Here is a 26,367-nt window from a genome sequence, read left to right as displayed (position 1 = left end):
ATGAGCGCGCCCGAGGGCCGCATCACGCGTGCGCAGGATACGCGCATCGTCAACGCGATGTCGGTCGATGTCGAGGACTGGTATCAGGTCGGCGCGTTCGAGCGGACGATCGATCGCGCCGGCTGGGACCTGTGCGAGAGCCGGGTCGAGCGCAACACCGATGCCTGCCTTGCTCTGTTCGAGCGGGCAGGGGTGAAGGCCACCTTCTTCACGCTCGGCTATGTGGCGGCGCGCCATCCCTCGCTGATGCGCCGCATCGTCGCTGCGGGGCACGAGCTGGCGAGCCACGGCTGGGATCATGCGCGCGTTTTCACCATGACGCCGGACGAGTTCCGCGCGGATCTGCGCCGCACGCGCGACACGCTGGAGGATGCCGGCGGCGTCGCCGTCACCGGTTACCGCGCCCCCAGCTTCTCGATCGACGCGCGCACGCCCTGGGCGCACCCGATCCTGGCGGAGGAGGGCTATGCCTATTCCTCGTCCGTCGCGCCCGTGCGGCACGATCATTATGGCTGGCCGGACTCGCCCCGCTTCGCCTGGTCGCCGGTCAAGGGCAGTCCGCTCGTCGAGCTGCCGGTGACGACGGCGCGTGCCGCCGGCCGCACGCTGGCGGCGGGAGGCGGGGGCTTCTTCCGCCTGTTGCCCTTCGCCTTCAGCCGCTGGGCAGTGGGTCAGGTGAACCGTGCCGGCCAGCCCGCCATCTTCTATTTTCACCCGTGGGAGATCGATCCTGAGCAGCCGCGCGTCGAACAGGCGCCGCTCCGCTCGCGCCTGCGCCATTACAGCCGACTGTCGGCGATGGAAGGCAAGCTGGAGAAGATGCTGCGCGCGGTGGCATGGGATCGCACCGACCGCGTGGTCGCCCGCCGGGCTGCCGCGTGAAGGAAGGTCCGCTGCTGCGCACCCGCATCCGCCTGGGCGAGCTCCATGACGATGCGCGGCTCGATGCTTATGCGCGCGAGCATCCGCAAGGCACGCCGTTCCATCTCGCCGCTTGGGGCCGCGGCGTCGCCGCCGGCTGCGGTCAGCGTCACGTCGCGCTGGTGGCGGAGCGGGGTGGCGCGCTGACCGGCTTCGTGCCGCTGACGGAAGTGCATTCGCCTTTGTTCGGCCGCGCGCTCGTCTCGTCGGGCTTCGCGGTCGGCGGCGGCATCATCGCCGATGACGATGCGACCGCCGAGCTGCTTGCCGAGGCGGCGTGGGATCAGGCCGAACGCCGCGTCTGTCCGACGCTGGAGTTGCGTGGCGGCCACCTTCCCGAAGGCTGGGCGCGCGACGAGACGAGCTACGTCGGCTTCACCCGCCCCATCGCCGCCGATGACGAGGCGGAGCTGAAGGCGATCCCGCGCAAGCAGCGCGCCGAGGTGCGCCGCGCGCTCGGCTTCGATCTCGAGGTCGAGATCGGCCGCGACGTCGCCACGCACCACGCCGTCTACGCGACAAGCGTGCGCAATCTCGGCACCCCCGTCTTCCCCCGCCGCATGTTCGCCGAGGTGCTGGAGCGTTTCGGCGAGGAAGCGGACATCCTCACCGTCCGGCATGACGGGCGGGCCATCGCCTCCGTCCTGTCGCTCTACTGGCGCGGTTGCGTCATGCCCTACTGGGGCGGCGGCACGGCGGAGGCGCGGACGTGGCGCGCGAACGACCTGATGTATTTCGCGCTGATGCGCCATGCGCGGGAGCGGGGCTGCACCTCATTCGATTTTGGCCGCTCCAAGGTCGGCACCGGCGCCGCCGCGTTTAAGCGCAACTGGGGGTTCGAGGCCGTGCCGCTCGCCTACGCGTCGCGCACCGCAGCGGGCGAGGCGAAGCGCGAGATCAACCCGCTCAGCCCGAAATATCGCATGCAGGTGGCGCTGTGGCAGAAGCTGCCGCTGCGCGTCGCCAATCTCCTCGGCCCGGGGATTTCGCGCGGGCTCGGTTGATGGGCGACATATTGTTCCTGGCGCACCGCACGCCCTGGCCGCCCGACCGCGGCGACCGCATCCGCTCCTACCACCTGCTCCAGGCGCTCACCCGGCTGGGTCGCGTCCACCTCGTCGCCTTCGCCGATGGGGAGGGGGAGGATCCTCTGCGCGACCGTCTCGGCCGCGTGGCGCTGGTGCCGCGTCGCCGCTCCACGCCTGTCGCCGGACTGATCGCACTCGCCCGCGGCACGCCCGTCTCGGTCGAGGCCTATGGCGAACCCGCTTTCGCGCGCGCGGTCGCGGACTTGCTGGCGGCGGAGCCGATCGACACGATCGTGGCCTTCTCCGGCCAGACCGCGCGCGCCGTGCCGGCGGAGTTCAAGGGGCGCCTGCTGCTCGATCTGGTCGACGTCGATAGCGCCAAGTTCGAGGCTTATGGACAGGGCAGCGGCCCGATGGCGTGGGTCCACCGCCGCGAGGGCCGCCGTCTCGCCGCTTACGAAGCCGCGCAGGCGAAGCGCGCGCACGCCGCCAGCTTCGTCAGCGAGGCGGAGGCGGCGCTGTTCCGCACCCGCTCGGGCGCCACGAACGCGGTGGTGATCGAGAATGGCATCGATCTCGCCCGCTACGATCCCGCCGCCGTGCCGCCCATCGCACATGACGGCCCGCTGATCCTGTTCACCGGCCAGATGGATTACCCGCCGAACGTCGGGGCGGTGACGCGCTTCGCCACGGATGCGCTGCCGCTCATCCGCACCGCGCATCCTGTCGCCGCCTTCGCCATCGTCGGGCGTGCGCCTACGCCCGCGGTGCGCGCGCTGGCGGCGCTGCCAGGCGTAACCGTGACCGGCGAGGTGCCCGACACGCGTACCTGGCTCGCCCGCGCCGACGTGGTCGTCGCGCCGCTCACCATCGCGCGCGGCGTGCAGAACAAGGTGCTTGAGGCGATGGCGATGGCCCGCGCGGTCGTCGCCTCCCCCCAGGCGCGCGAGGGCATCGACGCCGTGCCCGGGCGTGACCTAATCGTCGCCGAGGGAGAGGCGCTGGCGGCCGCGGTGATCGACCTCCTCGCCGATCCGGCCCGTTGCAGTGCGCTCGGCGACGCAGGCCGCGCCCGCATGATCGCCCGCTATGGCTGGGAGGCGCGGCTGGCGGGTCTGCCCGCGCTGCTCGGCCGCGCATGACCCTGATCCGCCCCGTGGTCGTCCAGCCTGTCACGGCGCCGTCCGCCTCCGCCACCCGGGACAGGTTGGGTGACTATGGCTGGCCGCGCGCGCTCGCGCTGCTGGCGACGGCAGAGGCGGTCCTGCTCCTTCTCTTTCACCGCGATCTTGCCGACATGGCGGGCATCTGGTGGAACAGTTCCACCTTCCAGCATTGCCTGTTCATCGCTCCGATCACCGCCTGGCTCGTCTGGCAGCGGCGCGGCGGGCTCGCCCGCATCGCGCCGCGCGGCTGGTGGCCGGGGCTGCTGCTCGTCGGCGTGGGGGCGGTGGGCTGGCTGCTCGGCGATGCGGCGGGGGTCGCGCTCGCCCGGCATCTCGGCCTCGTGCTGATGGTGCAGGGCATGGTCGTGGCGACGCTCGGCCTGCCTGTCGCCCGTGCACTCGCCTTTCCGCTCTTCTACCTCCTCTTCCTCGTGCCCGCGGGCGAGGAGCTGGTGCCGCCGCTGCAAACGCTGACCGCAAAGATGTGCATGGCGCTGCTGGCGCTCGCGGGCATGCCCGCCACGCTCGACGGCGTGTTCATCACCACGCCGCATGGCTGGTTCGAGGTGGCGGAGGCGTGTTCGGGCGTGAAGTTCCTCGTCGCCATGCTCGCCTTCGGTGCTTTGGCGGCGAACCTCTGCTTCACGCGGCTATCCCGCCGCATCGCCTTCCTCGCCGCCTGCATCGTCGTGCCGGTGCTGGCGAATGGGGTGCGCGCATGGGCGACCATCTGGGTGGCATCGAAGCGCGGGCTGAAGCTCGCCGACGATTTCGATCACATCGTCTATGGCTGGATCTTCTTCGGCCTCGTTATTGCCGCGCTGCTGGCGATCTTCTGGCGCTGGTTCGACCGGAGCCCGACCGATCCGTGGTTCTCCCCCGAGCGGCTCGATCCCAGTCCGCGCCATCACCGGCTCGGCTGGCCGCAGGCGCTCGCCGGCCTGGCGCTCGCCGCCGCGCCGCTCATCTGGTCGCATGTCGTCGCCGCCGCTGCGCCGCCGCTCGACCGCCGCCTCTTCCTGCCCGCCGTGCCCGGCTGGACGCGCGTGCCGATGGAGGATGCGGTGCCGTGGGGTCCGTCCTTCCGCAATCCCGATCACAGCCTGATTGGCCGTTATCGCAATGCCGGTGGCCACGAAGTCGATCTCGCCGTCACCGTCTTCGCGCGGCAGGAGGAGGGGCGCGAACTGGTCGGCTTCGGCCAGGGCGCGACGGGTGAGGACGGCGTCTGGACATGGACCAGCGCCACCACGCCCCCGCCCGGCGGCCGGGCGGAGCGGATCACCGCCGGATCCCCACGCGGCCCCATTGTGCGCGAGGTGGCGCTCTTCTACCGCGTCGGCGATGTCACGACCGGGAACGAAGCGCGCGTGAAGCTGGAAACGTTGCGGGCGCGATTGCTCGGCGGCCCGCAGCGCGCGGCCGCGATCCTCGTCTCCGCGCCCGAACCCGGCGCGCGGGCCGCGATCGACGCCTTCCTGCCCGCGCTCGGATCGCCCGAGCGCGTCGTCGCCGCCATGCTGGACGAACGCTGATGTGCGGCATTGCCGGCATCTTCCACCGCGAGGGACTGAAGCCCGTCGATCCCGCGCGCGTCGCCGCGATGACGGACGCCATCGCGCACCGCGGCCCCGATGGTGCGGGCGTGTGGACCGGCCCCGGCGTCGGCCTCGGCCATCGCCGTCTGTCGATCATCGATCTCGCGACAGGCGACCAGCCGATGCTGTCGCCGGACGGCCGCATCTGCGTCGTATTCAATGGCGAGATCTACAATTTCCGCGCCGTCCGCGCCGAACTGGAGGCGCACGGCCACGTCTTCCGCACCGCCAGTGATACGGAGGTGATCCTCCACGGCTGGCGGCAATGGGGTCCGGACTGCCTCGACCGGTTCGACGGCATGTTCGCCTTCGCGCTGCACGATGCGGATCTCGGCCTGTTTCTCGCGCGCGACCGGCTCGGCGTGAAGCCGCTCCATTATGCGGAGCTGGGGGACGGCACCCTGCTGTTCGCCTCCGAACTGAAGGGCATCCTCGCCCATCCACGCTTCCGCAGCACGCCCGATCCGCGCGCGATCGAGGATTATCTGGCGTTCGGTTACGTGCCCGACGATGCCTGCTTCGTCGCGGGCGTGCGCAAGCTCCCCGCCGGCCACCGCCTGCTCGTCCGCCGCGATCTCCCGCTGCCGGAGCCGCAGCGATGGTGGGACGTCAGCTTTGCCGATCGCGCCACCGGCAGCGCCGCCGCGCTTGAGGAGGAACTGGCCGATCTGCTCCGCCAGGCGGTCCGGTCGCGCATGGTTGCGGATGTGCCGCTCGGCGCCTTCCTGTCGGGCGGCGTCGACTCTTCGGGTGTTGTCGCCTTGATGGCGGAGGCGAGCGGGCAGGCGGTTGAGACCTGCTCGATCGGTTTTGCCGAGGCCGGCCATGACGAGAGCCGCTATGCCGAGCAGATCGCCCGCCGTTTCGCCACTGCGCATCGCAGCCGCACCGTCGAGGCGATGGACATCGGCCTTGTCGACACGCTCGCGCATCATTTCGACGAGCCGTTCGCCGATGCGTCTGCACTCGCCACCTACCGCGTGGCCGAGCTTGCGCGCGAGCGGGTGACTGTCGCGCTGTCGGGTGACGGCGCGGACGAGGCCTTCGCCGGCTATCGCCGCCACGCTTTCTTCGCCGCGGAGGAGCGGGTGCGGGGCCTGCTGCCCTCGGGTTTCCGGCGGAACGTCGTCGCCCCGCTCGCCGCGCGCTGGCCGAAGCTCGACTGGGCGCCGCGGCCGCTCCGCTTCAAGTCGACGCTGGAGGGCATCGGGGCGGAGGCGGGCGCGGCCTATGCGCAGGCGGTCGGGGTCACGCCGCCCCGCATCCGACAGCGGCTTTATTCAAACGGCTTTCGCCACGCCATCGCCGGCCACCGCGCGGAGGAGCGCTGGGAACGCCTCTACGCCGCCGCGCCCGCCCGCGATGCGCTCGACCGCGCACAATATTGCGATCTCAAGCTGTGGCTGCCGGGCGACATCCTGACCAAGGTCGATCGCACCAGCATGGCCGTCAGCCTTGAAGCGCGCGAGCCTCTGCTCGATCACCGCCTGATCCAGTTCGCCGCGACTTTGCCGGCCGGGCTGCGGCTGAAGCGCGGGGAGGGCAAATATCTCCTCAAGCGCACGCTGTCGCGCTGGCTGCCCGACGACATCCTCTACCGGCGCAAGATGGGCTTCGTCACGCCCGTCAGCGCCTGGTTCCGCGGACCCCTGGCGGACACCGCCGCCGCGCTCGGCCGCAGCGAGATCCTCGCCGGCACCGGCTGGTTCGACATGCCCGCCATTGCCCGCATCGCCGCCGAACACCGTGCCGGACGCAGCGAGCAGGGCCGCTTGCTGTGGCAGCTGCTGATGCTGGAAAAGGCGCTGCCGCGGCTGTTCTGAGCGCGAACCAGGGCATAGGGTCGCGCTATGTCCCCGCTCGATCGCCTCGGCCTTTCCATTCCGCTGATCCAGGCGCCGATGGCCGGCGTCTCGACCCCTGGAATGGCGGCGAACGTCTCCAATGCGGGCGCGCTCGGCTCGATCGCGGTCGGCGCCACCGATGCATCGGGCGCCCGCGCGATGATCGACGCGGTGCGCGCGGGCACGGATCGTCCGTTCAACGTCAACCTGTTCGTCCATGCGTCGCCGGTTGCGGATGCCGTGCGCGAGGCCGCGTGGCTCGATGCGCTGCAACCCCTGTTCACTACCTACGGCGCGCAGCCACCCTCTCGGCTGCGCACCATCTACCGCAGCTTCGCCGATGATCCGGAGATGCTGGCGATGCTGCTCGACGCCGCACCGCCCGTCATCAGCTTCCATTTCGGCCTGCCGTCCGCTGCCGCGGTCGCAGCGCTGAAAGATCGCGGCATCCTGCTGATCGCAACCGCGACGGGCCTTGCCGAAGCGACCGCCATCGCCGCCGCCGGCATCGATCTGGTCGTGGCGCAGGGGTTCGAGGAGGGCGGGCATCGCAGCATGTTCGATCCCGACGCAGCGGACGACGAACTCGGCACGCTCGCGGTCACCCGCCTGCTGGTGCGGGAAGGCAAGCTGCCGGTGATCGCAGCGGGTGGCATCATGGATGGTGCCGGAATCGCCGCCGCGCTCGCCCTCGGCGCAGTCGCCGCGCAGCTCGGCACCGCGTTCATCGCCTGTCCGGAATCCGCCGCAAGCTTTTCCTACAAGGAGCGACTGTTCGGGTCCGCCGCGCATCATACCACGATGACCCGGCTCATCTCCGGTCGGCCGGCCCGCGTGCTGGCCAACCGCTTCAGCGCGCTGGAGGCGGAGATCGGCGAGCGGCGTCCACCCGATTACCCGATCGCCTATGATGCCGGTAAAGCGCTGCACGCCGCGGCGAGCGCGGCGGGAGAGCATGACTTCGGCGCGCACTGGGCTGGACAGGGTGCCCCGCTCGCCCGCGCCATGCCAGCGGCTGAACTCGTGCGGACGCTGACTGCGGAGCTGGCCCGCGTGCGAACCGGCTAGGCGCCCCGCAACCCCGCCGCTTCGCGCGCCAGCGTTTCGACCCGCCCGACGTCCAGCGGCCCCTTCGGCACCACCCAGCTACCGCCGACGCAGAGCACCGCCGGCTCCGCCAGCCACGTCGCCGCCGTCGCCGCGGTGATGCCGCCGGTCGGGCAGAAGCGGACCTGGCCGAACGGGCCGGACAGTGCCCGCAACGCCGGCAACCCGCCCGAAGCCTCCGCCGGGAAGAATTTGAAGCGGTCCAGCCCGTGATCCAGCCCCCGCATGATGTCGGACGCATCGGACACGCCCGGCAGGAACGGCACGTTGTTTGCCCGCGCAAATCGCGCCAGCGGATCGGTCAGGCCGGGGGAGACGATGAACTCCGCGCCCGCGGTGAGGCTCGCCTCCAGCTGCGGCACGTCCAGCACGGTGCCCGCGCCGACGATCGCGCCCGGCACCGCCTTCATCGCGCGAATCGCGTCCAGCCCGTGCCGCGTGCGCAGCGTCACCTCCAGCACGCGCAAGCCGCCCGCCACCAGCGCCTGAGCAAGAGGCAGCGCATGCGCGAGATCGTCGATCACCAGCACCGGGATCACCGGCGCCGTCCGCATGATCGTCTCGATGTCGCTCATTCCCGATGCTCCTGCGCGAAGGCGGCTGCGGCGCCGTAAAGGCCCGGCTGTTCGTGGGTGAGAAGGCGGACCGGGATGCGGCTCATCATCGCCTCGAACCGCCCCTTCGCGACGAAGCGCTGGTCGAAGCCCGAGCGCGCGAGATGATCCGCCAGCCGCAGCCCGTGCCCGCCTGCGATCACCACCGAAGTCGCCCCCTGCGCCAGCGCGATGTCCCCGGCCACCGCGCCGAGTGACAGACAGAAGCGGTCCATCGCCGCATTGGCGAGGCTGTCGCGCCCCTCCAGCGCTAGCGTCCAAAGCGCCCTGTCGTCGAGCGAGGGCATTGCACGCCCCTCCAGCCGGGCGAGCGTGGCATAGATCGGCACGATGCCCGGCGCGGCGACGATCCGCTCGACCGAAACGCGGCGATGCTGCTCGCGCAGGTCGGCGAGGATGGCATCCTCCAGCGGATCGAGAGGAGCGAAATCGATATGCCCGCCCTCGGTCGGCACGACATGATAGGTCGTGCCGCGGATCAGCAGCTGCGCGACGCCGAGGCCGGTGCCGGGGCCCACGATGCTGATCGTCTCATCCGCCTGCCGCGCGCGGTCGGGTCCGCACAGATGGCGGAACTGATCGTCGCCAAGCTGCGCCACCGCATGCGCCTGCGCGGCGAAATCGTTGACCAGCACATAGCGGTCGACGCCCAGCCGCTCGCCGATCAGGGCGGGGCGGATCACCCAGGGGTTGTTGGTGAACTTCAGCACCTCCGCGCCGACGGGCGTCGCCACCGCAATGCCCGCCGCACGCGGCAGCGGCCGATCGATGCGCGCGGCGAATGCCTCCCACGCGGTCTGGAGCGAGGCATGATCGGCCGTGCGGATCGTCACTGGCTCGCCCAGCGCCTGCACGCGCCCGTCCGCCACCTCGGCGATGGCGAAGCGGGCGTGCGTGCCCCCGATGTCGGCTGCGACGATCTCTGTCATGCCGCCCTAGAGGCCCGCCGCCGCCAGCATCGCGGATGCGCCGCGCTCCGCCTCGTCCGCACCATGGCGCATGAAGGCGAACAGCTCGCGCCCCGTGCCGTCCTGCGCCTTCGGCGCTTCGGCCGATGCGCGCGCGGCCCATTCCACCGGATCGACCAGCGCGTCCAGCCGCCCCGTCACCGCATCCACGCGCACCACATCGCCGTCCCGCAGCCGCGCCAGCGGCCCGCCGCCCAGCGCCTCAGGGGAGAGGTGGATGGCGGCCGGCACCTTGCCCGACGCGCCGGACATGCGCCCGTCCGTCACCAGCGCGACCTTGAACCCACGATCCTGCAGGACGCCGAGTGGCGGCGTCAGCTTGTGCAGCTCGGGCATGCCGTTCGCGCGCGGCCCCTGGAAGCGGACTACGACGACCACGTCGCGCTCCATCTCGCCCGCCTTGAACGCGGCCAGCACCGCCTCCTGATCGGCGAAGACGCGCGCGGGCGCCTCGACGATCCAGCGCGAGGGATCGACCGCCGAAGTCTTGATCACCGCTCGGCCGAGATTGCCCTCGACCAGCCGCATGCCGCCATCGGGCTGGAACGGATCGCCCACCGGCCGCAGCATCGTCGCGTCATGCGTGTGCGGCACCGCCCGCCAGCCGAGCGCCTGGCCGTCTTCGGTGCCATCCAGCACCGGTTCCTGCGCATAGGCCTCCAGCCCGCCGTCCCACACCGTCGCGATGTCCGGATGCAGCAAGCCACCGTCGATCAGCGTGCGGATGGTGAAGGCCATGCCGCCTGCCGCGTGGAAGTGGTTCACGTCGCCCGCACCATTTGGATAGACGCGCGCGACAAGCGGCACCGCGGCGGACAAACGATCCAGATCCGCCCAGTCGATCACGATCCCCGCCGCGCGGGCGATGGCGGGCAGGTGAATGGCGTGGTTGGTCGATCCGCCCGTCGCCAGCAGGCCGACGCAAGCGTTGACGATCGCCTTCTCGTCCACCAGCTGCCCGAGCGGGCGATAATCGTTGCCGTCCGCGCCGATCGCGGCCAGCCGGTGGACGGCGGCGCGCGTCAGCTCGCCTCGCAGCCGCGTGCCCGGATTGACGAAGGCGGCGCCCGGCACGTGCAGGCCCATCACCTCCATCATCATCTGGTTGGAATTGGCGGTGCCGTAGAAGGTGCAGGTGCCCGCGCCATGATAGGAGGCGCTCTCCGCCTCCAGCAGCTCGGCGCGGCCGACCTTGCCCTCGGCGTAGAGCTGGCGGACGCGCTGCTTTTCCTTGTTGGCGAGGCCCGACGGCATCGGCCCGGCGGGCACGAAGATGGCGGGCAGGTGGCCGAAGCGGAGCGCGCCGATCAGCAGCCCCGGCACGATCTTGTCGCAGATACCGAGCAGCGCCACGCTCTCGAACATGCCGTGGCTCAGCGCCACCGCGGTCGAAAGCGCGATCGTGTCACGGCTGAACAGCGACAGCTCCATGCCGCGCTGCCCCTGCGTCACGCCGTCGCACATGGCCGGCGTGCCGCCCGCCACCTGCGCCGTCGCACCCACTTCACGCGCGGCCAGCTTCATCGCCGCGGGATAGCCCTCATATGGCTGATGTGCGGAGAGCATGTCGTTGTAAGCGGTGACGATGGCGATGTTCATCGCCTGCCCGCCGCGGATCGCCGGCTTGTCCTCGCCGCTGGCGGCAAAGCCGTGGGCGAGATTGCCGCACGCCAGATGCGGCCGATGCACCCCGCCGTCCCGCTCGCGCGCGATCAGGTCGAGATAGGCCGCGCGTGTCGTGCGCGACCGCTCGATCACCCGGTCGGTGACGGCGGCGATCTCGGGATGGAGGGTCATCGGCTCGCCCCCGTGTTCAGGCCCGCTCGGGCAGGCTCACTTGGCGCACCAGTGGATGTCGATCGGTTGCTCCGCGCCCGCCAGCACGCGGCCGATCGGCAGGGTGGACTTGGCGCCGTCCTCGATCGCCTTCTCCAGCAGCTTGCGCTTGGCAGAGCCCGTCAGCACCACCGTGATCGCGCGCGCGGACAGGATCGCGCCGCGGGTCAGCGTCACGCGCGGCACGGGCGCATCCTTCGGCATCGGCTCCGGCAGCACGCCGACGGCGCGGCGGCCCTTGGGTGCGTCCAGCGCGGCTTCGAGGTCGGGGCCGGGGAAGATGGACGCGGTGTGGCCATCCTCGCCCATGCCCAGCCAGACGAGATCGGGCGGCCACGGCAGGTCGGCCAGCCGCGCATTGGCGGCATCGCCCGCCTGCCTGTGATCCTTGTTCACGGTGGCGATCGGCAGCACGCGGGCGCCGAGCGGAATGAAGGTCTTCGCCAGCGCGGCCACGTTGGACATCGGGCTGTCCACCGCGACCAGGCGGTCGTCGCCGGGGATGATCGTCACCCGCTTCCACGGCAGCTTGGCCTTGGCCAGCACGTCATAGATCGGGCCCGGCGTCGCGCCGCCCGGCAGCGCGATCAGCGCGGCGCCGCGCGCATCCACCGCGCTCTCGATGATGAAGCCGACATCGCCCGCCACCGCCTGGGCGAGCTCTGCCCGGTCGTCATAGTCCCACCACTCGGCTTCAATCATGCCAGCTCACTCCGTCCCGCTCTGTCAGTGCAATCGCGGCGGAGGGGCCCCAGGTTCCCGCAGCGTATGGTTTCGGCTCCATGCCGTTGGCCGCCCAGCCGGCGCGGATCGCGTCGATCCACTCCCACTGCGCCTCCACCTCGTCGCGTCGCACGAACAGGGTGGGGTCGCCCTCGATCAGGTCGAGCAGCAGGCGTTCGTAGGCGATCCGCCGCCGCACGTCGGCAAAGGCGTTGGCGAGGCCGAGATCAAGCGGTACCTCGCGCAGGCGGATACCCTGCCGGTCTAGGCCCGGCTGCTTGGCCATCATCATCAGGCTGATATTCTCCTCCGGCTGGAGGCGGATGACCAGCTTGTTCGCCTGCAGGCGCGCGCCGCGCCCAGCGAACATCGAATGCGGCACGTCGCGAAACTGGATGAAGATCTCCGACGCGCGCTCGGGCAGGCGCTTGCCGGTGCGCAGATAGAAGGGCACGCCCTGCCAGCGCCAATTGTCGACATGCGCCTTCAACGCGACGAAGGTCTCGGTGGCGGAGGGCTGGCCCAGCTCCTCGGCATAGCCGGGCACGCCAGTGCCATCCTGCGCGCCCTTGCCATATTGGCCGATCACGCTGTGCGTCGCGGCGCTCTCCGCATCGATCCGGCGGAGGGAGCGCAGCACCTTCACCTTCTCGTCCCGGATGGTGGTCGCGGTGAACTGCGCCGGGCTCTCCATCGCCACCAATGCGAGCAGCTGGAGCATGTGGTTCTGCACCATGTCGCGCAGGGCGCCGACGCCGTCATAATAGCCGACGCGCCCCTCCAGCCCGACCGTCTCGGCAACGGTGATCTGGACGTGGTCGATGCCCGTGCGGTTCCACAGCGGCTCGAACATCAGATTGGCGAAGCGCAGGGCCAGCAGGTTCTGCACCGTCTCCTTGCCGAGATAATGATCGATGCGGAACGTCGCCCCCTCAGGAAAGCGCGCCGCCACCGCATCGTTGATCTCGCGGGAGGAGGCGAGATCGGTGCCGAGCGGCTTCTCCAGCGCCAGCCGCACCGCCGGGCCGGTCAGCCCAACCGAGGCGAGCCCCTCGATCGTCGTCTCGAACAGCGATGGCGCGGTGGACAGGAAGATGGACAGGCCCCCGTCCGGCGCGCCGATCCGCTCGGCCAAGGCTGAAAAGCCCGCGGGATCGGACGCGTCGAGCGACACATAGCTCAGCCGCGAGAGGAAGCGCTCGACCTGATCGGGCACCAGCCGCTCGGCCTCGACGAAGCGGCCGAGCGCCTCGCGCGCGATGGTGCGATAGTCGTCATCGTCATGTGCCGAGCGCGCGGTGCCGACGATGCGCAGCTCCGCCGGCAACAGCCCGTCGCAATCGAGCCCGTAGAGCGAGGGGATCAGCATGCGCTGGGCGAGATCGCCGGTGGCACCGAACAGCAGGAGCGTGCGCGACGGGGTGGGCGCGGTCACTCTGGTCTCCTGCGGTCGTCAGTCATGCGGCGTTGCAGCAACGGTCAACGCCGGAAACGGCTCCGAGGCCCGAGCCGGAATCGAACCGGCGTGCAAGGATTTGCAGTCCTCTGCGTAACCACTCCGCCATCGGGCCCCGGAGCGAGCGCGCCGAATGGGGGCAGATGGCCGCGAGGTCAAGCCCGGATGGGCCTCAGCGTGGTGCCGCGGCGCGGCGCAGGCGGTCGGCGATGGCGAGGCCAAGGCCATCGGCCGGGATCGGCGCCACCGCGATACGGGCACGCGGGCTCGCATCCGCCTCGTGCAGCGCATCGAACAAAGCGGCCGCCGCCTCGACGAGATCGCCCGCCGGCGAAAGGTTGCGATCGCCCGCAATCGCGCCGAAGCCGATGAGCCATTCGTCGGCCTCGGCATGGCGGGCATTCAGCCGCAGCGTCTTGCCCGGCGCATAATGGCTGGCGAGCTGCCCCGGCGCCTCGATCCGTCCGTCGCCCGCCACCTCGACCGGCATGCTGGCCGCGGCGCTCAGCGCCTCCATGCCGATCGGGCCGGGGCGGAGCAGGCGCAGCCGGTCCGCCTCCACCGCGACGATGGTCGATTCGAGGCCGTGACCCGTCGCCCCACCATCGATCACCAGCGGGATGCGTCCGCCGAGCGTCGCCAGCACATGCGCCGCACGCGTCGGGCTGATCGTCCCGCTGGTATTGGCGGAGGGCGCGGCGAGCGGCGTGCCTGCCGCCGCGAGCAGATCCCGCATCGCGGGATGCGCCGGCACGCGCAACGCGACGGTCTCGAGCCCCGCCGTCGCAAGGCTCGCCAGCCCGGCATCGGCCCGCCGCGGCAGCACCATCGTCAGCGGACCCGGCCAGAAAGCGGCGGCGAGCGCGCGGGCGGCATCGCTCATCTCGGCCACCTGTGCGGCGGCTTCCACGTCCAGCAGGTGCACGATCAGCGGGTTGAAGGCAGGCCGTCCCTTGGCCGCATAGATGCGCGCCACCGCCTCGCCCGAGCGCGCATCGGCGGCGAGGCCGTAGACCGTCTCGCTCGGCACCGCGATCGGCTGGCCCGCCGCGATCAGCGCGGCGGCGCGCGCGATGGTGTCCGGCGTATAGGGCAGCAGATCGGTCATGCCGCCCCTTAACCGGCGGCAGCTATGCCGTCATCCGCTCCAGCAGCGCGGCGGGGTCGATGTCCAGCCGCCGGATGGTCGCTGCGATCTCCGGCCAGCGCTCGTCGAGGAAGGCGCGCCGCTCGGCCTCGCGCAGCCGTGCCGCAGCACCCGACGCCACGAACATGCCGACGCCACGCCGCACCGTGACCAGCCCGTCATCCTGGAAGCTCTGATAGGCTTTCGCCACGGTCAGCGGATTGGCCCCGTGGCTCGCCGCAAAGGCGCGGACGGAGGGAAGGGGATCGCCATCCCGATAGGTCCCATCCAGGATCGCGGCGACGATGTGGTCGCGCAGGCGGAGGTAGATGGGGCGCTCGTTCATCGTGAGCGCTATAGTGTGCTAATACAGCATGGCGCGTCAAGCTATGCCGAGGGAGAGGGCGTCCAGCGCGAGATCACCGTCTCCGCCGCCGGCCGCGGCCGTTCGTCGAGCGGGCGCGAGGGCGTGCCGATGAACATGAAGCCCGCAATCCGTCCGTCATGCGGGGCAAGGCCGAAGGCGGCGGCGACACGCGGCGAATAGGCCGCCCACCCGGTCAGCCAACCGCCGACGAAGCCCTCGGCATGCGTCGCCTCCAGCAGGTTCATGCAGGCGGCGCCGGCGGACAGCTCCTGCTCCCAGATTGGGATGTGGCTGGCATGCGCGGGCGTCGACAGCGCGACGACGAGGCAGGGTGCCTGATGGGCGAACTGCTCGATCGCCTCGATCTCCAGCCGGCCCGGCTCGGGCTTGTCGTCGCGATAAGCCGCCTGCAGCAAAGCGGCGAAGGCGTCGCGCTGATCCTCGCCCACCACCACGAACCGCCACGGCGCCAGCTTGCCATGGTCGGGCACGCGCGTCGCGGCGGCAAGGATGCGGGCGAGCTGCGTCGCATCCGGCCCCGGCGCCACCATGTCGCGCGGCTTGCCCGATCGGCGCGTGGCGAGCAGGGCGGCGGGGGAGGAGAGATCGTTGAACATGGCGGAGAGGTAAAGCGGCGCGGCGGCGGCTTCAACCATGCCCGGTCACGCTCAACCGTGACTTCCAGCCGTCATCCCGGACTTGGTCCGGGATCCACCGATCGGTTGCGCCTCGTGGCGCCAAGCCGGGCGATGCCTCGAGGCTTGCCTGTCACTTTCAGCCGCAGGGCGCCACGCCCGGTGGATGCCCGCCTTCGCGGGAATGACGAAGTGGGCGGAGGACCGCCACTTCCAGCCGTCATCCCAGACTTGGTCCGGGATCCACCGATCGGTTGTGCCTCGTGGCCGCAAGCCGGGCGATGCCTCGACGCTTGGCTGTCACCTTCAGCCGCAGGGCGCCACGCCCGGTGGATTCCCGCCTTCGCGGGAATGACGAGGAGGGCGGAGGACCGCCACCTCCAGCCGTTATCCCGGACTTGGTCCGGGATCCACCGGTCGGTTGGGCCTCGTGGCGCCAAGCTGGGCGATGCCTCGACGCTTGGCTGTTACCTTCAACCGCAGGGCGCTACGCGCTGTGGATTCCCACCTTTGCGGGAATGACGACGATCAGAAGTCGACGAGACGGACTACGCCCCGGCAGATGGTTGCATCTGCAACAAGCCTCTTCCCTCCCCCGTCCGAGCCGTTAGGGTCGCGCGATGCCTGAAACGCCGACCGCGGACAGCCCCGCAGAACCCGATATTAGCCACGTCAACCCGGCCGCGGAGGCGACATGGTTCGGCCATCCCCGGCCGCTCGCCCGCCTCTTCACCACCGAGGCCATGGAGCGGTTCGGCTTCTACGGCCTGCGCGCGCTGCTCGCGCTTTATCTCTCCACCTGGTTCCTGTTCGACGATCAGACCACCAACGGCCTCTACGGCGGCTATATGGCGCTGGTCTATCTGACGCCGCTGGTCGGCGGCCTGCTGGCGGACCGGTTCCTCGGCTTCAAGCGCGCGGTGAAGTTCGGCGCGGTCGTCATGGCGGTCGGTTATTTCATCCTCTGCTTCGAGGGGCGCCCGGCGCAGCCTTTCGCCACGATCGAGGGCCAGCGCTACGAAGTCAGCGTCGGCGCGCCCGATAATCCCAAGCAGCAGTTCGTCATCGACGCCGGCCGCCGCCTCGCGGTCAAGGGGCAGGATGACGGCTCCGTCCAGCTCGTCGCCGAGGATGGCAGCGTCGCCCGCACCGTCGCCAAGGATGCGTTCGTCGCGGGTGCCGTCCGCTCGCCCTTCTACATCTTCACCATGCTGCTCGGGCTGACGCTCGTCACCATCGGCAACGGCTTCTTCAAGCCCAACATCTCGACCATGGTGGGCGAGCTCTACGCGGTGGGCGACCGACGACGCGAGGCGGGCTTCACCATCTTCTACATGGGGATCAATCTCGGCTCGCTCGGCTCGCAGATCCTCTGTCCGCTGCTGTCGGTCACCGTGGGCTGGTGGGCGGGCTTCGGCCTCGCCGCGCTGGGCATGCTCTTCTCCTGGTATCTCATCCAGTTCGAGCGCGGCGCCCTGGCCGGCATCGGCGACGCGCCGGTGCGCAAAGGGCCGGAGCGCGCACCGCTCATCTACATCCTGTCGCTCTGCGCCGCGCCGCTCATCCTGTTCCTGTTCTACAACCTGATGAACGCGCCCAAGCCCGAGCCCGGCGCCGGCTTCGTCGGCTACCTCCTCGCGCTGCCGCTGATGGGCAAGCTGATGTTCGGCACCTTCCTCGTCGCTGTGCCCGGCATCCTGATCTGGTCGGCCAAGGCGGGCAGCCGGGTCGAGTTCCAGATGATGGTCGCGGCCATGGTGCTGATCGTGTTCAACGTCGTCTTCTGGACGCTGTTCGAGCAGGCGGGCTCCTCGCTCACCCTGTTCGCCGATCGCAACACGGATCTGCGGATCCTCGGCAACATCTCCTTCACCGCGGGGCAGGTGCAGTTCTTCAATGCCATCTTCATCGTCATGCTGGCGCCGCTCTTCGCGATCATGTGGAATGCGCTTGGGCGGCGCGGGCTGGAGCCGGGCATCGCCGTTAAGTTCGCCATCGCGCTCGCGGGCGTCGGCCTCGGCTTCCTCGCTCTGGTGTGGGGCACCAACTATGCGGGCGCGGACTTCAAGGTCAGCGTCTGGTGGCTCGCCTTGCTCTACCTCATCCATTCCGCGGCGGAGCTGTGCATCTCCCCGGTCGGCCTCAGCATGATCACCAAGCTGTCGATCGTGCGCATCGTCGGCATGATGATGGGCGTGTGGTTCCTGTCGATCAGCTGCGCGCAATATGTCGGCGGCCTCGTCGCACAGGTCGCCAGCGTCGAGACGGTGGGCGGGCAGGTGACCAACCTGCGCGTCAGCCTGGAGACCTATGCCGGCGTGTTCCAGACGATCGGCATCGCCGCCATCGTGCTCGGTGGCCTGCTCCTGCTCCTCTCCCCGCTGCTCAAGAAGTGGATGCACGGTGTCAATTAAACGCCTCGCTGTCCTCCTGCTGGCTGGCGGGGCGGCCGCCTGCACGCAGGCGGACAGCCGCCCGCAGACCGCCTCCGCCACGCCACAGGCGGAGCGGATGCGCGTGAACCCCGATCCCTATCCCTCCACCTACCGCGCCTATCCGGGCGTCCCCACGCGGGTCGTGAACGTCACCATCTATGATGGCGAGGGCGGGCGGATCGAGCGGGGCGAGGCGCTGTTCGCCGACGGCAAGGTCGTCGCGGTCGGCCAGACCGTCGCGGCGCCTGCCGATGCCGTCACGGTGGACGGCACCGGCAAGTGGCTCACCCCCGGCATCATCGACGTCCACAGCCACCTTGGCGACTATCCCACCCCCGCGGTGCAGGCGCATTCGGACGGCAACGAGGCGACCGGTCCCGTCCGCCCGGAGGTCTGGGCCGAGCATAGCGTCTGGCCGCAGGATCCCGGCTTCAGTCGCGCGCTCGCCAATGGCGGCGTCACCACGCTGCAGATCCTGCCCGGCTCCGCCAATCTGTTCGGCGGCCGCTCGGTCACGCTCAAGAACGTCTATGCGCGCACCGTGCAGGGCATGAAGTTCCCGGGCGCGCCCTACGGCCTCAAGATGGCGTGCGGCGAGAATCCGAAGCGCGTCTATGGCAGCCGCAACATCATGCCGCAGACGCGCATGGGCAACATCGCCGTCGATCGGCAGACCTGGGCCAAGGCGCAGGAATATCGGCGCAAGTGGGATCGCTACGAGGCCGACGGCAAGGGCGATCCGCCAACGCGCGACATCGCGATGGATACGCTCGCCGGCGTGCTGCGCGGCGATATCCTGATCCACAATCACTGCTACCGCGCCGACGAGATGGCCATCGTCCTCGATATGGCCAAGGAGTTCGGCTACAAGGTCGGCACCTTCCACCATGCGGTGGAGGCCTACAAGATCGCCGATCTGCTCAAGGCGAACGGCACCTGCGCCGCGGTGTGGGCCGATTGGTGGGGCTTCAAGATGGAGTCCTACGACGCGGTGAATGAGAATCTGCCGCTGCTGCACAAGGCCGGCGCCTGCGCGATGATCCATTCGGACGACGCCAACGGCATCCAGCGGTTGAACCAGGAAGTGGCCAAGGCGCTCGCCGCCGGTCGCCGCATGGGCCTCGCCATCACCGACGAGGAAGCGTGGACGTGGCTCGCCATCGCCCCCGCCCGCGCGCTCGGCGTCGACAAGTGGACCGGTAGCCTCAAGCCCGGCAAGATGGCCGATGCGGTGCTGTGGAACGGCAATCCCTTGAGCGTCTATTCGCGCCCCGAAAAGGTGTGGGTGGACGGCGCCTTGCTCTACGACGCCAACGATCCGAAACGTCGCCCGGTCAGCGATTTCGAACTCGGCCAGCCCGGATCGGGAGACGTGAAGTGAAGCGGCTCCGGACCTTCCTTCTTCGTCATCCTGAACTTGTTTCAGAATCCACCGTGCGGCCCGGCCAGCCGGTCGCAGGTCGTGCTGCCCGGTGGATGCTGAAACGAGTTCAGCATGACGGGGCAAGGGTGATGGCAGCCGCCTTGCTCGCCCTCATAGCCGCGCCCGCCGCCGCGCAGGACGTCGCCATCGTCAACGCGAGGCTCGCCATCGGCGACGGCTCCGCGCCGGTGGAGAACGGCACCGTCGTGATCCGCGGCGGCCGTGTCGTCGCGGCGGGCAGGGGCGTCGCCACGCCGGCCGGCATCCGCACCGTCGACGCACAGGGCAAATGGGTCGCCGCCGGCATCGTCGCGGGCTTCACCCGCATGGGCATCGTCGAGGTGGACGGCGTGCAGCCGACCAACGATGCCGGTGCGGCCCGCGCGCGGTTCAACGCCGCCATCGACATCGCCCCCGCGGTGAACCCACGCTCCAACAGCATCGGCGTCAATCGCGCCGCGGGCGTCACCCGCGCGGTCGTCGCGCCCTCCACCGGTCAGGCGATCTTCGCCGGGCAGGGCGCGGTGATCGATCTCGGCACGGACAGTGATCCGATCACGAAGGCTCGCGCCTTCCAGTTCGTCGAGCTGGGCGAGGACGGCGCGCGCACGGCCGGCGGCAGCCGCCCCGCCGCCTTTGCCGAATTCCGCAACGCCCTCGCCGACGCGCAGGATTATGCGAAGGGCGCGCGGACCTACGGCGCCGACGGCCACCTGCTGACGAAGCTCGACGCCGCCGCGCTCGTGCCCGTCGTCGAGGGGCGCCAGCCTCTGCTCGTCCATGTCGAGCGGGCGAGCGACATCCGCGCGGTGATCGCGCTCCGCCGCGATTTTCCGGCCCTCAGGCTCGTGCTGGTCGGCGCCAACGAAGCGTGGCTCGCCGCGCCGGAGATCGCCGCCGCGCGCGTCCCCGTGCTGGCCAGCGCGCTCGCCGATCTGCCTTCCAGCTTCGAGCAGATCGCCGCCACCCAGTCCAACGTCGGCCGGCTGAAGGCGGCGGGCGTCACCGTCGGCATCGGCATGATCAACGACGATGAGGCGCGGCAGGCGCGGCTGGAGACGCAATATGCCGGCAATCTCGTCGCCCTGACCAGGGTGCCCGGCGCCTCCGGTCTCGACTGGGGCGCCGCCTTCGCCGCGATCACCAGCCAGCCCGCCGAGGCGCTGGGCATGGGCGGCGAGATCGGCTCGCTCCGCCCGGGCCGCCGCGGCGACGTGGTGATCTGGGACGGCGACCCGCTCGAACTCTCCTCCGCCCCCGTGGCGGTGTGGATCGACGGCGTCGAGCAACCCGTCCGCAGCCGCCAGACCGAGCTGCGCGATCGCTATTCCGTCCCCCAGGAGGGCGCGCTGCCCAAGGCTTACGAGCGGCGGTGAAGCTGTGCAGGCGCGGCGACAGGTAAAGCGCCGCGCCTGTGCTGTAGATCATCCCCCGGCTGTTGAGTTAGCCTAACGGAGTCGCCACGCCGCTCATCAGGTGCGGCCGTCGGCAGCAGGGGGAGATGTCATGGCAACGCTGAGCGCGATGTGGAAGGATGCCAAGAAGAGTTTCGAATCGATCACCGGCAAGAGCAAGCCGAAGGAAAGCAAGGGCTTGGCCAATGCCTTCGGTTCCCATACCGGGCTGTCCGGTTCGCTTGAGAAGTTCGACAAGCTGGACGCCGCATCGGTTGCGACGGACAATCGGAGCCCGGCCGACTGCGCCAAGGGTCAGAAGATCGTCAAGGAGATGCAATCCACGCTTGCATCGTTCGCCAAGGCGAGCACGGCCTATAGCGGCGTGCTGAGCAAGACAATCGCAGGCGAGATCGACAAGCGCACCGAGCTCGAGGCCAAGACGACCTATGAGCGCGCCCTGAAGATGCTCACCAAGTCGCTCACGGCGATCGAGGATACCGCCGAGGCGCGGATCAAGGCTGCCCAGCAGCGCTTCGACGCCGCCGAGAAGGATCTCGGCATGAAGCAGAAGATGCTGAACAACTGGAAGAAGAATATGACCGGTGCGGTTGCCCGCGGCATCGCCGGTGCGGCCAAGGTCAAGGCCAAGCCGACGGTCGAAGTCTATAACTCGATCTTCCCAACTGCCGCGCGCGACATCACCATGCAGCTCGTGTTCGCCAAGGACATCGATGGGCTGCTGGCCGATCCGACGCCGATCCTGAAGTCGATGAACCCCTGGGCCTCCCAGAGCGGCGGCGCGCCCGCAAGGCTGCCGACCACTGCGACGGAGGCGGACGTGAAGAAGTATCTCGCTGGCTTCATCGCGGAACTGAAAAAGGCGGACAAGCTGGTCTCTACAAAGGATGCCTATTCCTGATGATCGTCCGGGGCGGCGCGGCTCCCGCCGTGCCGCCTTCGCTCCGCGCCAGCCGCGTCTGTTCACCCCGTCTCAACCCCGCTACCGCAAAGCGGCACGCGCGCGACGACGAGGGCTTTCATGAGCAGACGCTATTTCGGCACCGACGGCATCCGCGGCCGCACCAACACCGCGCCGATGACGGCGGAGATCGCGATGCGCGTCGGCCAGGCGGCGGGCGCTCGTTTCGTGCGGGGCGATCACCGCCACCGCGTCGTGATCGGCAAGGATACGCGGCTCAGCGGCTACATGATGGAATCGGCGCTAGTCGCGGGCTTCACCTCGGTCGGCATGGACGTGGTGCTGGTCGGCCCGATGCCGACGCCCGCCGTCGCGATGCTCGCCCGCTCGATGCGCGCGGATCTCGGCGTGATGATCTCCGCCAGCCACAATCCCTTCATCGACAACGGCATCAAGCTGTTCGGCCCCGACGGCTACAAGCTGTCGGACGAGGACGAGCTGGCCATCGAGGCGCTGATCGATGCCGAGCCGCAGCTTGCCGACCCGCGCGAGATCGGCCGCGCCCGCCGCGTCGAGGATGCGCGCGGCCGCTACATCCATGCGGTCAAGGCGGCGTTCCCGGAGCATCTCCGCCTCGACGGCCTGCGCATCGTCGTCGATTGCGCGAACGGTGCCGCCTATCAGGTCGCACCCTCCGCGCTGTGGGAGCTGGGGGCGGACGTGATCGCCATGGGAGTCAGCCCCAACGGCCTCAACATCAACGATCATGTCGGCTCGACCGACCCGGCCGCGCTCAGGGCCAAGGTGCTGGAAACGCGCGCCGATCTCGGCATCGCGCTCGATGGCGATGCCGACCGGCTGATCGTGGTGGATGAGCGTGGGCAGATCGTCGACGGCGATCAGCTGATGGCGCTGATCGGGCGCAGCTGGCACCGCACCGGCCGGCTGAAGGGCGGCGGCATCGTCGCCACCGTTATGTCCAATCTCGGGCTGGAGCGGGTGCTGGAGGCGGACGGCCTCAAGCTCCACCGTACCAAGGTGGGCGATCGCTACGTGGTCGAGGCGATGCGCGGCGGCGGCTTCAATGTCGGCGGCGAGCAATCGGGCCACATCGTGCTCTCCGATCACGCGACCACCGGCGACGGCCTCGTCGCCGCGCTGCAGGTGCTGGCCGAGCTGGTCGGCACGGGCAAGCGGGCCAGTGAGCTGCTCCGCCAGTTCGATCCGCTGCCGCAGCTGCTCAAGAACGTCCGCTTTGCCGGTGGCGCTCCGCTGGAGGCAGACAGCGTCAGGGCCGCCATCGGCGCGGCCGAGGCGCGGCTTGCGGCGAGCGGCCGGCTGGTCATCCGCGCCTCCGGTACCGAGCCGCTGATCCGCGTCATGGCCGAGGGGGAGGATGACGCGCTGGTCCGCGAGGTGGTCGACGAGATCTGCGCCGCGGTGACGCGCGCGGCGGCCTGAGGCGCCGCTCACCGGTTCGCGCTGAGCTTGTCGAAGCGCCGTTCTTCTGTTGAGGAAGGGCGATGCTTCGCTCCGCACTGTCCGCCGCATGATCCCCCGCATCCTCGTCATCGCGGGATCCGATTCGGGCGGCGGCGCCGGTATCCAGGCGGACATCAAGACGGTGATGGCGCTGGGCGGTTTCGCCACCACCGCGATCACCGCCATCACCGCGCAGAACACGCTCGGCGTCACCGCCGTCCACCCGCTCCCGCCCGAGATGGTGACGGCGCAGATCGACGCCGTGCTGGATGATATCGGCGCGGATGCGGTGAAGATCGGGATGCTCGGTTCGGCCGCGGTGGCGGAGGCTGTGCATGAGCGGCTGGCCACGCGCTGCGCCGGCCTGCCCATCGTCGTCGATCCCGTGCTGGTCGCCACCAGCGGCGCGGCGCTCGGCGGGGCAAGGGTGGTGGACGGCTATCGCCGCCTGTTCGACCTGGCCGCGCTGGCGACGCCGAACGTGCCCGAACTGGCGACGCTCAGCGGCGATCCGGTCGACACGCCCGAGCGGCGCATGGCAGCGGGCGGTCGGCTCGCATCGGCGCACGGAACGGCGATTCTCGCCAAGGGCGGCGACGCTGCGGGTGACGAGGTGATCGACATCCTCTGCCGGCCGGACGGCGCGGAGCCGAGCCTCTGGCGCGATGCGCGGATCGACACGCGCCACACCCACGGTACCGGCTGCACGCTCGCCAGCGCCATCGCCACCGGCCTCGGCCGCGGGGAGCCGCTGGAGGCGGCGATCGCCAGGGCTCGCTCCTATGTCCGTGCCGCGATGCTGGCAGCGCCCGGCTTCGGTGCCGGCCACGGCCCGATGGGGCACGCGCTCTGACTTTCTAACCGCCTGATCGCGGGCTAGAAGCGGCCATGCCCCGCTGCACCTTCTCTCACGAACGCCTCCATCCCGATCCCGTCGCTGGAGTTGACGAGGCAGGGCGCGGGCCGCTCGCCGGGCCGGTGGTCGCCGCCGCGGTCATCCTCGACCGCAAGCGCTATCCGCGCGGTATGGACGACAGCAAGAAGCTGACCGAGGCGCGCCGCGCCGATCTGCATGGCGAGATCCTGCTGAAGGCGAAGGTCGGTGTCGGCATCGCAACGGTCGAGGAGATCGACCGGCTCAACATCTACTGGGCGACGATGCTGGCGATGGAGCGCGCGGTGGACGCGCTGTGCGTGCAGGTCGGCTGCGATCCGGCGATGGTGCTGGTGGACGGCAATCGCGCGCCCCGCTGGCGCCACACCGCGCTTGCCATTGTCGCGGGTGATGCGAAGTCGCTGTCCATCGCCGCCGCCTCCATCGTCGCCAAGCATGAGCGGGATGCGATGATGATCGCGCTCGATGCGGCGCATCCCGGCTATGGCTGGGCGCGCAACAAGGGCTATGGCACCGCCGACCATCGCGATGGGCTCGCCCGCCTCGGCCCCACGCCGCACCACCGCCGCAGTTTCGCGCCGGTCGCGCAGCTCGAACTCACGCTCGACCGGCAGCCTGTCTTCAGCTGAGCGCGGCGTCTGTCACCGCGGTTTCGCAGCCGCGCTGGAACGTCCAGCCTCGGATGGTGCAGTCGGTCGTGGTACGGATGCCGCTGTCCTTGGCCCAGCGATAGCCCTCGTCCCAGTCGTTCGACTCTTCACGCCCGCCGCTCAGCCCGTCGATCCACGTATCGCCGACTTCCTGGAACAGATCGGGCTCGCGGCGGACGGGAACGCCGTAAGCACCCGCAAGCCGCTCGGTCACGACCGCGTCGGGGCGCATGCCGGTGACGGTCGCATGTCCCGCAACGCCGCCCATCGCCGCACCGGCCAGCAGCGCCGCACCGGCAAACAGCGCAAGCTTCGCCATGCCTCTCTCCCGTTCACATCGTCGTCCGCCGCAACGGCACCGCCGACGACCCGTTCCATGTCGTCGACCAGACGAGTGCGCGCGCCGATAAAAAGCGGCTGAGTCTTTCCCGCCACACCACAGCATGTTGAGTCGGCCGCCGTCACCGGACTCAAGCTGTTGCGGCACTGGGCCCAAGCGTCCGGCCATCCCGCACCCGATTGCGACGACCCGTGCTTGACCGCGGAGTCCGGCTGACTCACGGTCCGGCCACAGGGTTTTTCGGGGGCAGCGATGGCGGCGATCGGGCGCGGGAATGCGAGGGCGAAGCTTGTCGGGGTCGAGACGCGGCCGGCCTTGCACCTCCTGTCGCTCGACACCGTCATCCAGGGCGATTGCCTGGCCGAAATGGCGAAGCTGCCGGATCGCTCGGTCGATCTGATCTTCGCCGACCCGCCTTATTACCTCCAGCTCGGCGGCGATCTCTACCGGCCCGAGGGCGGCCGCGTGGATGCGGTGGATGACGAGTGGGACAAGTTCGACGATCCCGAAAGCTATATGCGCTTCACCCGCGCCTGGCTGGCGGAGGCGCGCCGCGTGCTGAAGGACGATGGCGCGCTGTGGGTGATCGGCAGCTATCACAACATCTTCAAGGTCGGCTCTGCCTTGCAGGATGAAGGATTCTGGATCCTCAACGACGTCGTCTGGCGGAAAGCCAATCCGATGCCGAACTTCAAGGGCACCCGCTTCACCAACGCGCACGAAACCTTGATCTGGGCGTCCAAGGGCCCGAAATCGCGCTACTGCTTCAACTATGCCGAGATGAAGGCGCTCAACGACGATCTGCAGATGCGCTCGGACTGGGTGCTGCCGATCTGCGCGGGGGCGGAGCGGCTGAAGGACGATGCCGGCCACAAGGCGCACCCGACGCAGAAGCCGGAAGCCTTGCTCTACCGCGTGCTGCTCGCCTGCACCAAGCCCGGCGACATCGTGCTCGATCCCTTCTTCGGCACGGGCACGACAGGTGCCGTCGCCGCGCGCCTGCGCCGCCGCTGGATCGGCATCGAGCGGGAGCCGGCCTATGTCCGCGTCGCCCGCGAACGCATCGCCGCCACGCTGCCGCTCGATGAAAGCGCGATGACGGCGATGCCCTCGCGCAAGTCGGCGCCGCGCGTCGCGTTCGGCCAGCTGGTCGAGACGGGCATGGTCCAGCCGGGCACCGTCCTGTGCGACGCCAAGCGCCGCTGGGAGGCAACGGTGCAGGCCGACGGCAGCCTCGCTCATGGCGAGCAGCGCCTGTCGATCCACAAGCTCGGCGCCGCGCTCCAGAACGCGCCGTCGTGCAACGGCTGGACCTTCTGGCACGTCGTCGAGGCGGACGCCCTCGTCCCGATCGACGATCTCCGCCGCCGACACCGCCTGGGCGAGGAATAGCCTCGCCTCGTCCGTCATGCTGAACTCGTTTCAGCAGCCACCGCG

23 protein-coding genes and 1 tRNA gene are annotated in these 26,367 nt (G+C 69.9%); 14 read left to right on the top strand and 10 right to left on the bottom strand.

What is annotated here, in order from left to right; all coding sequences use genetic code 11:
* From BM360_RS04925 to BM360_RS04900, 6 genes are read left to right on the top strand one after another with little or no spacing between them, the layout of a single operon-like run.
* Window positions 1-882 carry an XrtA system polysaccharide deacetylase gene (locus BM360_RS04925; protein ID WP_165611200.1) on the top strand — a complete coding sequence of 294 codons (882 nt, stop codon included), beginning with the start codon at window positions 1-3 and terminating at the stop codon, window positions 880-882.
* A complete protein-coding gene (locus tag BM360_RS04920; RefSeq protein ID WP_242653321.1) occupies window positions 879-1,925 on the top strand; it encodes a FemAB family XrtA/PEP-CTERM system-associated protein in 1,047 nt (348 codons plus the stop codon). Before BM360_RS04925 ends, BM360_RS04920 begins: the two co-directional genes overlap by 4 nt.
* Window positions 1,925-3,091, top strand: a complete 1,167-nt coding sequence (locus BM360_RS04915; protein ID WP_207544528.1) for a TIGR03087 family PEP-CTERM/XrtA system glycosyltransferase — start codon at window positions 1,925-1,927, stop codon at window positions 3,089-3,091. The genes BM360_RS04920 and BM360_RS04915 overlap by 1 nt, the downstream gene beginning before the upstream one ends.
* Window positions 3,088-4,650 (top strand): exosortase A, encoded by a 1,563-nt coding sequence (gene xrtA / locus BM360_RS04910; protein ID WP_093311598.1) that lies wholly within the window; start codon window positions 3,088-3,090, stop codon window positions 4,648-4,650. The genes BM360_RS04915 and xrtA overlap by 4 nt, the downstream gene beginning before the upstream one ends.
* Entirely contained in the window at window positions 4,650-6,536 is a 1,887-nt protein-coding gene (locus tag BM360_RS04905) for an XrtA/PEP-CTERM system amidotransferase (RefSeq protein ID WP_093311597.1), read from the top strand. The genes xrtA and BM360_RS04905 overlap by 1 nt, the downstream gene beginning before the upstream one ends.
* Window positions 6,537-6,563: 27 nt before the next feature.
* On the top strand, window positions 6,564-7,625 hold the full coding sequence (locus BM360_RS04900) for an NAD(P)H-dependent flavin oxidoreductase (RefSeq protein WP_093311594.1): 1,062 nt from the start codon (window positions 6,564-6,566) through the stop codon (window positions 7,623-7,625).
* On the opposite strand, the gene eda is transcribed toward BM360_RS04900, so the two are convergent.
* From eda to BM360_RS04855, 9 genes are all read right to left on the bottom strand, one after another.
* Window positions 7,622-8,239, bottom strand: a complete 618-nt coding sequence (eda, locus tag BM360_RS04895) for a bifunctional 4-hydroxy-2-oxoglutarate aldolase/2-dehydro-3-deoxy-phosphogluconate aldolase (protein ID WP_093311593.1) — start codon at window positions 8,237-8,239, stop codon at window positions 7,622-7,624. The two genes, BM360_RS04900 and eda, sit on opposite strands and share 4 nt — an antisense overlap.
* Window positions 8,236-9,207, bottom strand: a complete 972-nt coding sequence (gene glk / locus BM360_RS04890; RefSeq protein WP_093311590.1) for a glucokinase — start codon at window positions 9,205-9,207, stop codon at window positions 8,236-8,238. Before glk ends, eda begins: the two co-directional genes overlap by 4 nt.
* A gap of 6 nt (window positions 9,208-9,213) precedes the next feature.
* Complete coding sequence (edd, locus tag BM360_RS04885; RefSeq protein WP_093311587.1) at window positions 9,214-11,043, bottom strand: phosphogluconate dehydratase; 1,830 nt, start codon at window positions 11,041-11,043, stop codon at window positions 9,214-9,216.
* Between the two features lie 36 nt (window positions 11,044-11,079).
* Window positions 11,080-11,784 carry a 6-phosphogluconolactonase gene (gene pgl / locus BM360_RS04880; RefSeq protein WP_093311584.1) on the bottom strand — a complete coding sequence of 235 codons (705 nt, stop codon included), beginning with the start codon at window positions 11,782-11,784 and terminating at the stop codon, window positions 11,080-11,082.
* Window positions 11,777-13,240, bottom strand: a complete 1,464-nt coding sequence (zwf, locus tag BM360_RS04875) for a glucose-6-phosphate dehydrogenase (RefSeq protein WP_093311582.1) — start codon at window positions 13,238-13,240, stop codon at window positions 11,777-11,779. Before zwf ends, pgl begins: the two co-directional genes overlap by 8 nt.
* Window positions 13,241-13,305: 65 nt before the next feature.
* A tRNA-Cys gene (locus tag BM360_RS04870) sits at window positions 13,306-13,376 on the bottom strand.
* Window positions 13,377-13,433: 57 nt separating this feature from the next.
* Window positions 13,434-14,369: an L-threonylcarbamoyladenylate synthase gene (locus BM360_RS04865; protein WP_093311579.1), complete on the bottom strand. Its 936-nt coding sequence runs from the start codon at window positions 14,367-14,369 to the stop codon at window positions 13,434-13,436.
* 22 nt (window positions 14,370-14,391) lie between these two features.
* Window positions 14,392-14,733: a GntR family transcriptional regulator gene (locus tag BM360_RS04860; protein ID WP_093311576.1), complete on the bottom strand. Its 342-nt coding sequence runs from the start codon at window positions 14,731-14,733 to the stop codon at window positions 14,392-14,394.
* A gap of 41 nt (window positions 14,734-14,774) precedes the next feature.
* Window positions 14,775-15,371, bottom strand: a complete 597-nt coding sequence (locus BM360_RS04855; protein ID WP_093313770.1) for a nitroreductase family protein — start codon at window positions 15,369-15,371, stop codon at window positions 14,775-14,777.
* Between the two features lie 638 nt (window positions 15,372-16,009).
* Between BM360_RS04855 and BM360_RS04850 the strand changes: the two genes are divergently transcribed.
* The 7 genes from BM360_RS04850 (at window position 16,010) to BM360_RS04820 (ending at window position 24,569) form a co-directional block, all read left to right on the top strand.
* The gene (locus BM360_RS04850) at window positions 16,010-17,803 is read left to right on the top strand and encodes a peptide MFS transporter (RefSeq protein WP_093311574.1); all 1,794 of its coding nucleotides are present in this window, start codon (window positions 16,010-16,012) and stop codon (window positions 17,801-17,803) included.
* Window positions 17,799-19,205: an amidohydrolase gene (locus BM360_RS04845; protein WP_423228895.1), complete on the top strand. Its 1,407-nt coding sequence runs from the start codon at window positions 17,799-17,801 to the stop codon at window positions 19,203-19,205. Before BM360_RS04850 ends, BM360_RS04845 begins: the two co-directional genes overlap by 5 nt.
* Window positions 19,206-19,336: 131 nt before the next feature.
* The gene (locus BM360_RS04840) at window positions 19,337-20,623 is read left to right on the top strand and encodes an amidohydrolase family protein (RefSeq protein ID WP_093311568.1); all 1,287 of its coding nucleotides are present in this window, start codon (window positions 19,337-19,339) and stop codon (window positions 20,621-20,623) included.
* A gap of 130 nt (window positions 20,624-20,753) precedes the next feature.
* The gene (locus BM360_RS04835; RefSeq protein WP_093311566.1) at window positions 20,754-21,563 is read left to right on the top strand and encodes a hypothetical protein; all 810 of its coding nucleotides are present in this window, start codon (window positions 20,754-20,756) and stop codon (window positions 21,561-21,563) included.
* 120 nt (window positions 21,564-21,683) lie between these two features.
* Window positions 21,684-23,024 carry a phosphoglucosamine mutase gene (gene glmM, locus BM360_RS04830; RefSeq protein WP_093311563.1) on the top strand — a complete coding sequence of 447 codons (1,341 nt, stop codon included), beginning with the start codon at window positions 21,684-21,686 and terminating at the stop codon, window positions 23,022-23,024.
* Window positions 23,025-23,112: 88 nt separating this feature from the next.
* The gene (thiD, locus tag BM360_RS04825) at window positions 23,113-23,898 is read left to right on the top strand and encodes a bifunctional hydroxymethylpyrimidine kinase/phosphomethylpyrimidine kinase (RefSeq protein WP_093311560.1); all 786 of its coding nucleotides are present in this window, start codon (window positions 23,113-23,115) and stop codon (window positions 23,896-23,898) included.
* A gap of 35 nt (window positions 23,899-23,933) precedes the next feature.
* Window positions 23,934-24,569: a ribonuclease HII gene (locus BM360_RS04820; RefSeq protein ID WP_093311557.1), complete on the top strand. Its 636-nt coding sequence runs from the start codon at window positions 23,934-23,936 to the stop codon at window positions 24,567-24,569.
* Here the strand turns inward: BM360_RS04820 and BM360_RS04815 are convergent.
* A complete protein-coding gene (locus tag BM360_RS04815) occupies window positions 24,562-24,909 on the bottom strand; it encodes a hypothetical protein (RefSeq protein WP_093311554.1) in 348 nt (115 codons plus the stop codon). The two genes, BM360_RS04820 and BM360_RS04815, sit on opposite strands and share 8 nt — an antisense overlap.
* A 273-nt stretch (window positions 24,910-25,182) precedes the next feature.
* Between BM360_RS04815 and BM360_RS04810 the strand changes: the two genes are divergently transcribed.
* Window positions 25,183-26,322 carry a site-specific DNA-methyltransferase gene (locus BM360_RS04810; protein ID WP_093311551.1) on the top strand — a complete coding sequence of 380 codons (1,140 nt, stop codon included), beginning with the start codon at window positions 25,183-25,185 and terminating at the stop codon, window positions 26,320-26,322.
* Window positions 26,323-26,367 lie beyond the last annotated feature (45 nt).

The organism is Sphingomonas jatrophae, from assembly GCF_900113315.1.
GTDB lineage: Bacteria > Pseudomonadota > Alphaproteobacteria > Sphingomonadales > Sphingomonadaceae > Sphingomonas_P > Sphingomonas_P jatrophae.
This window is presented reverse-complemented; position numbering and strand designations above follow the sequence as displayed.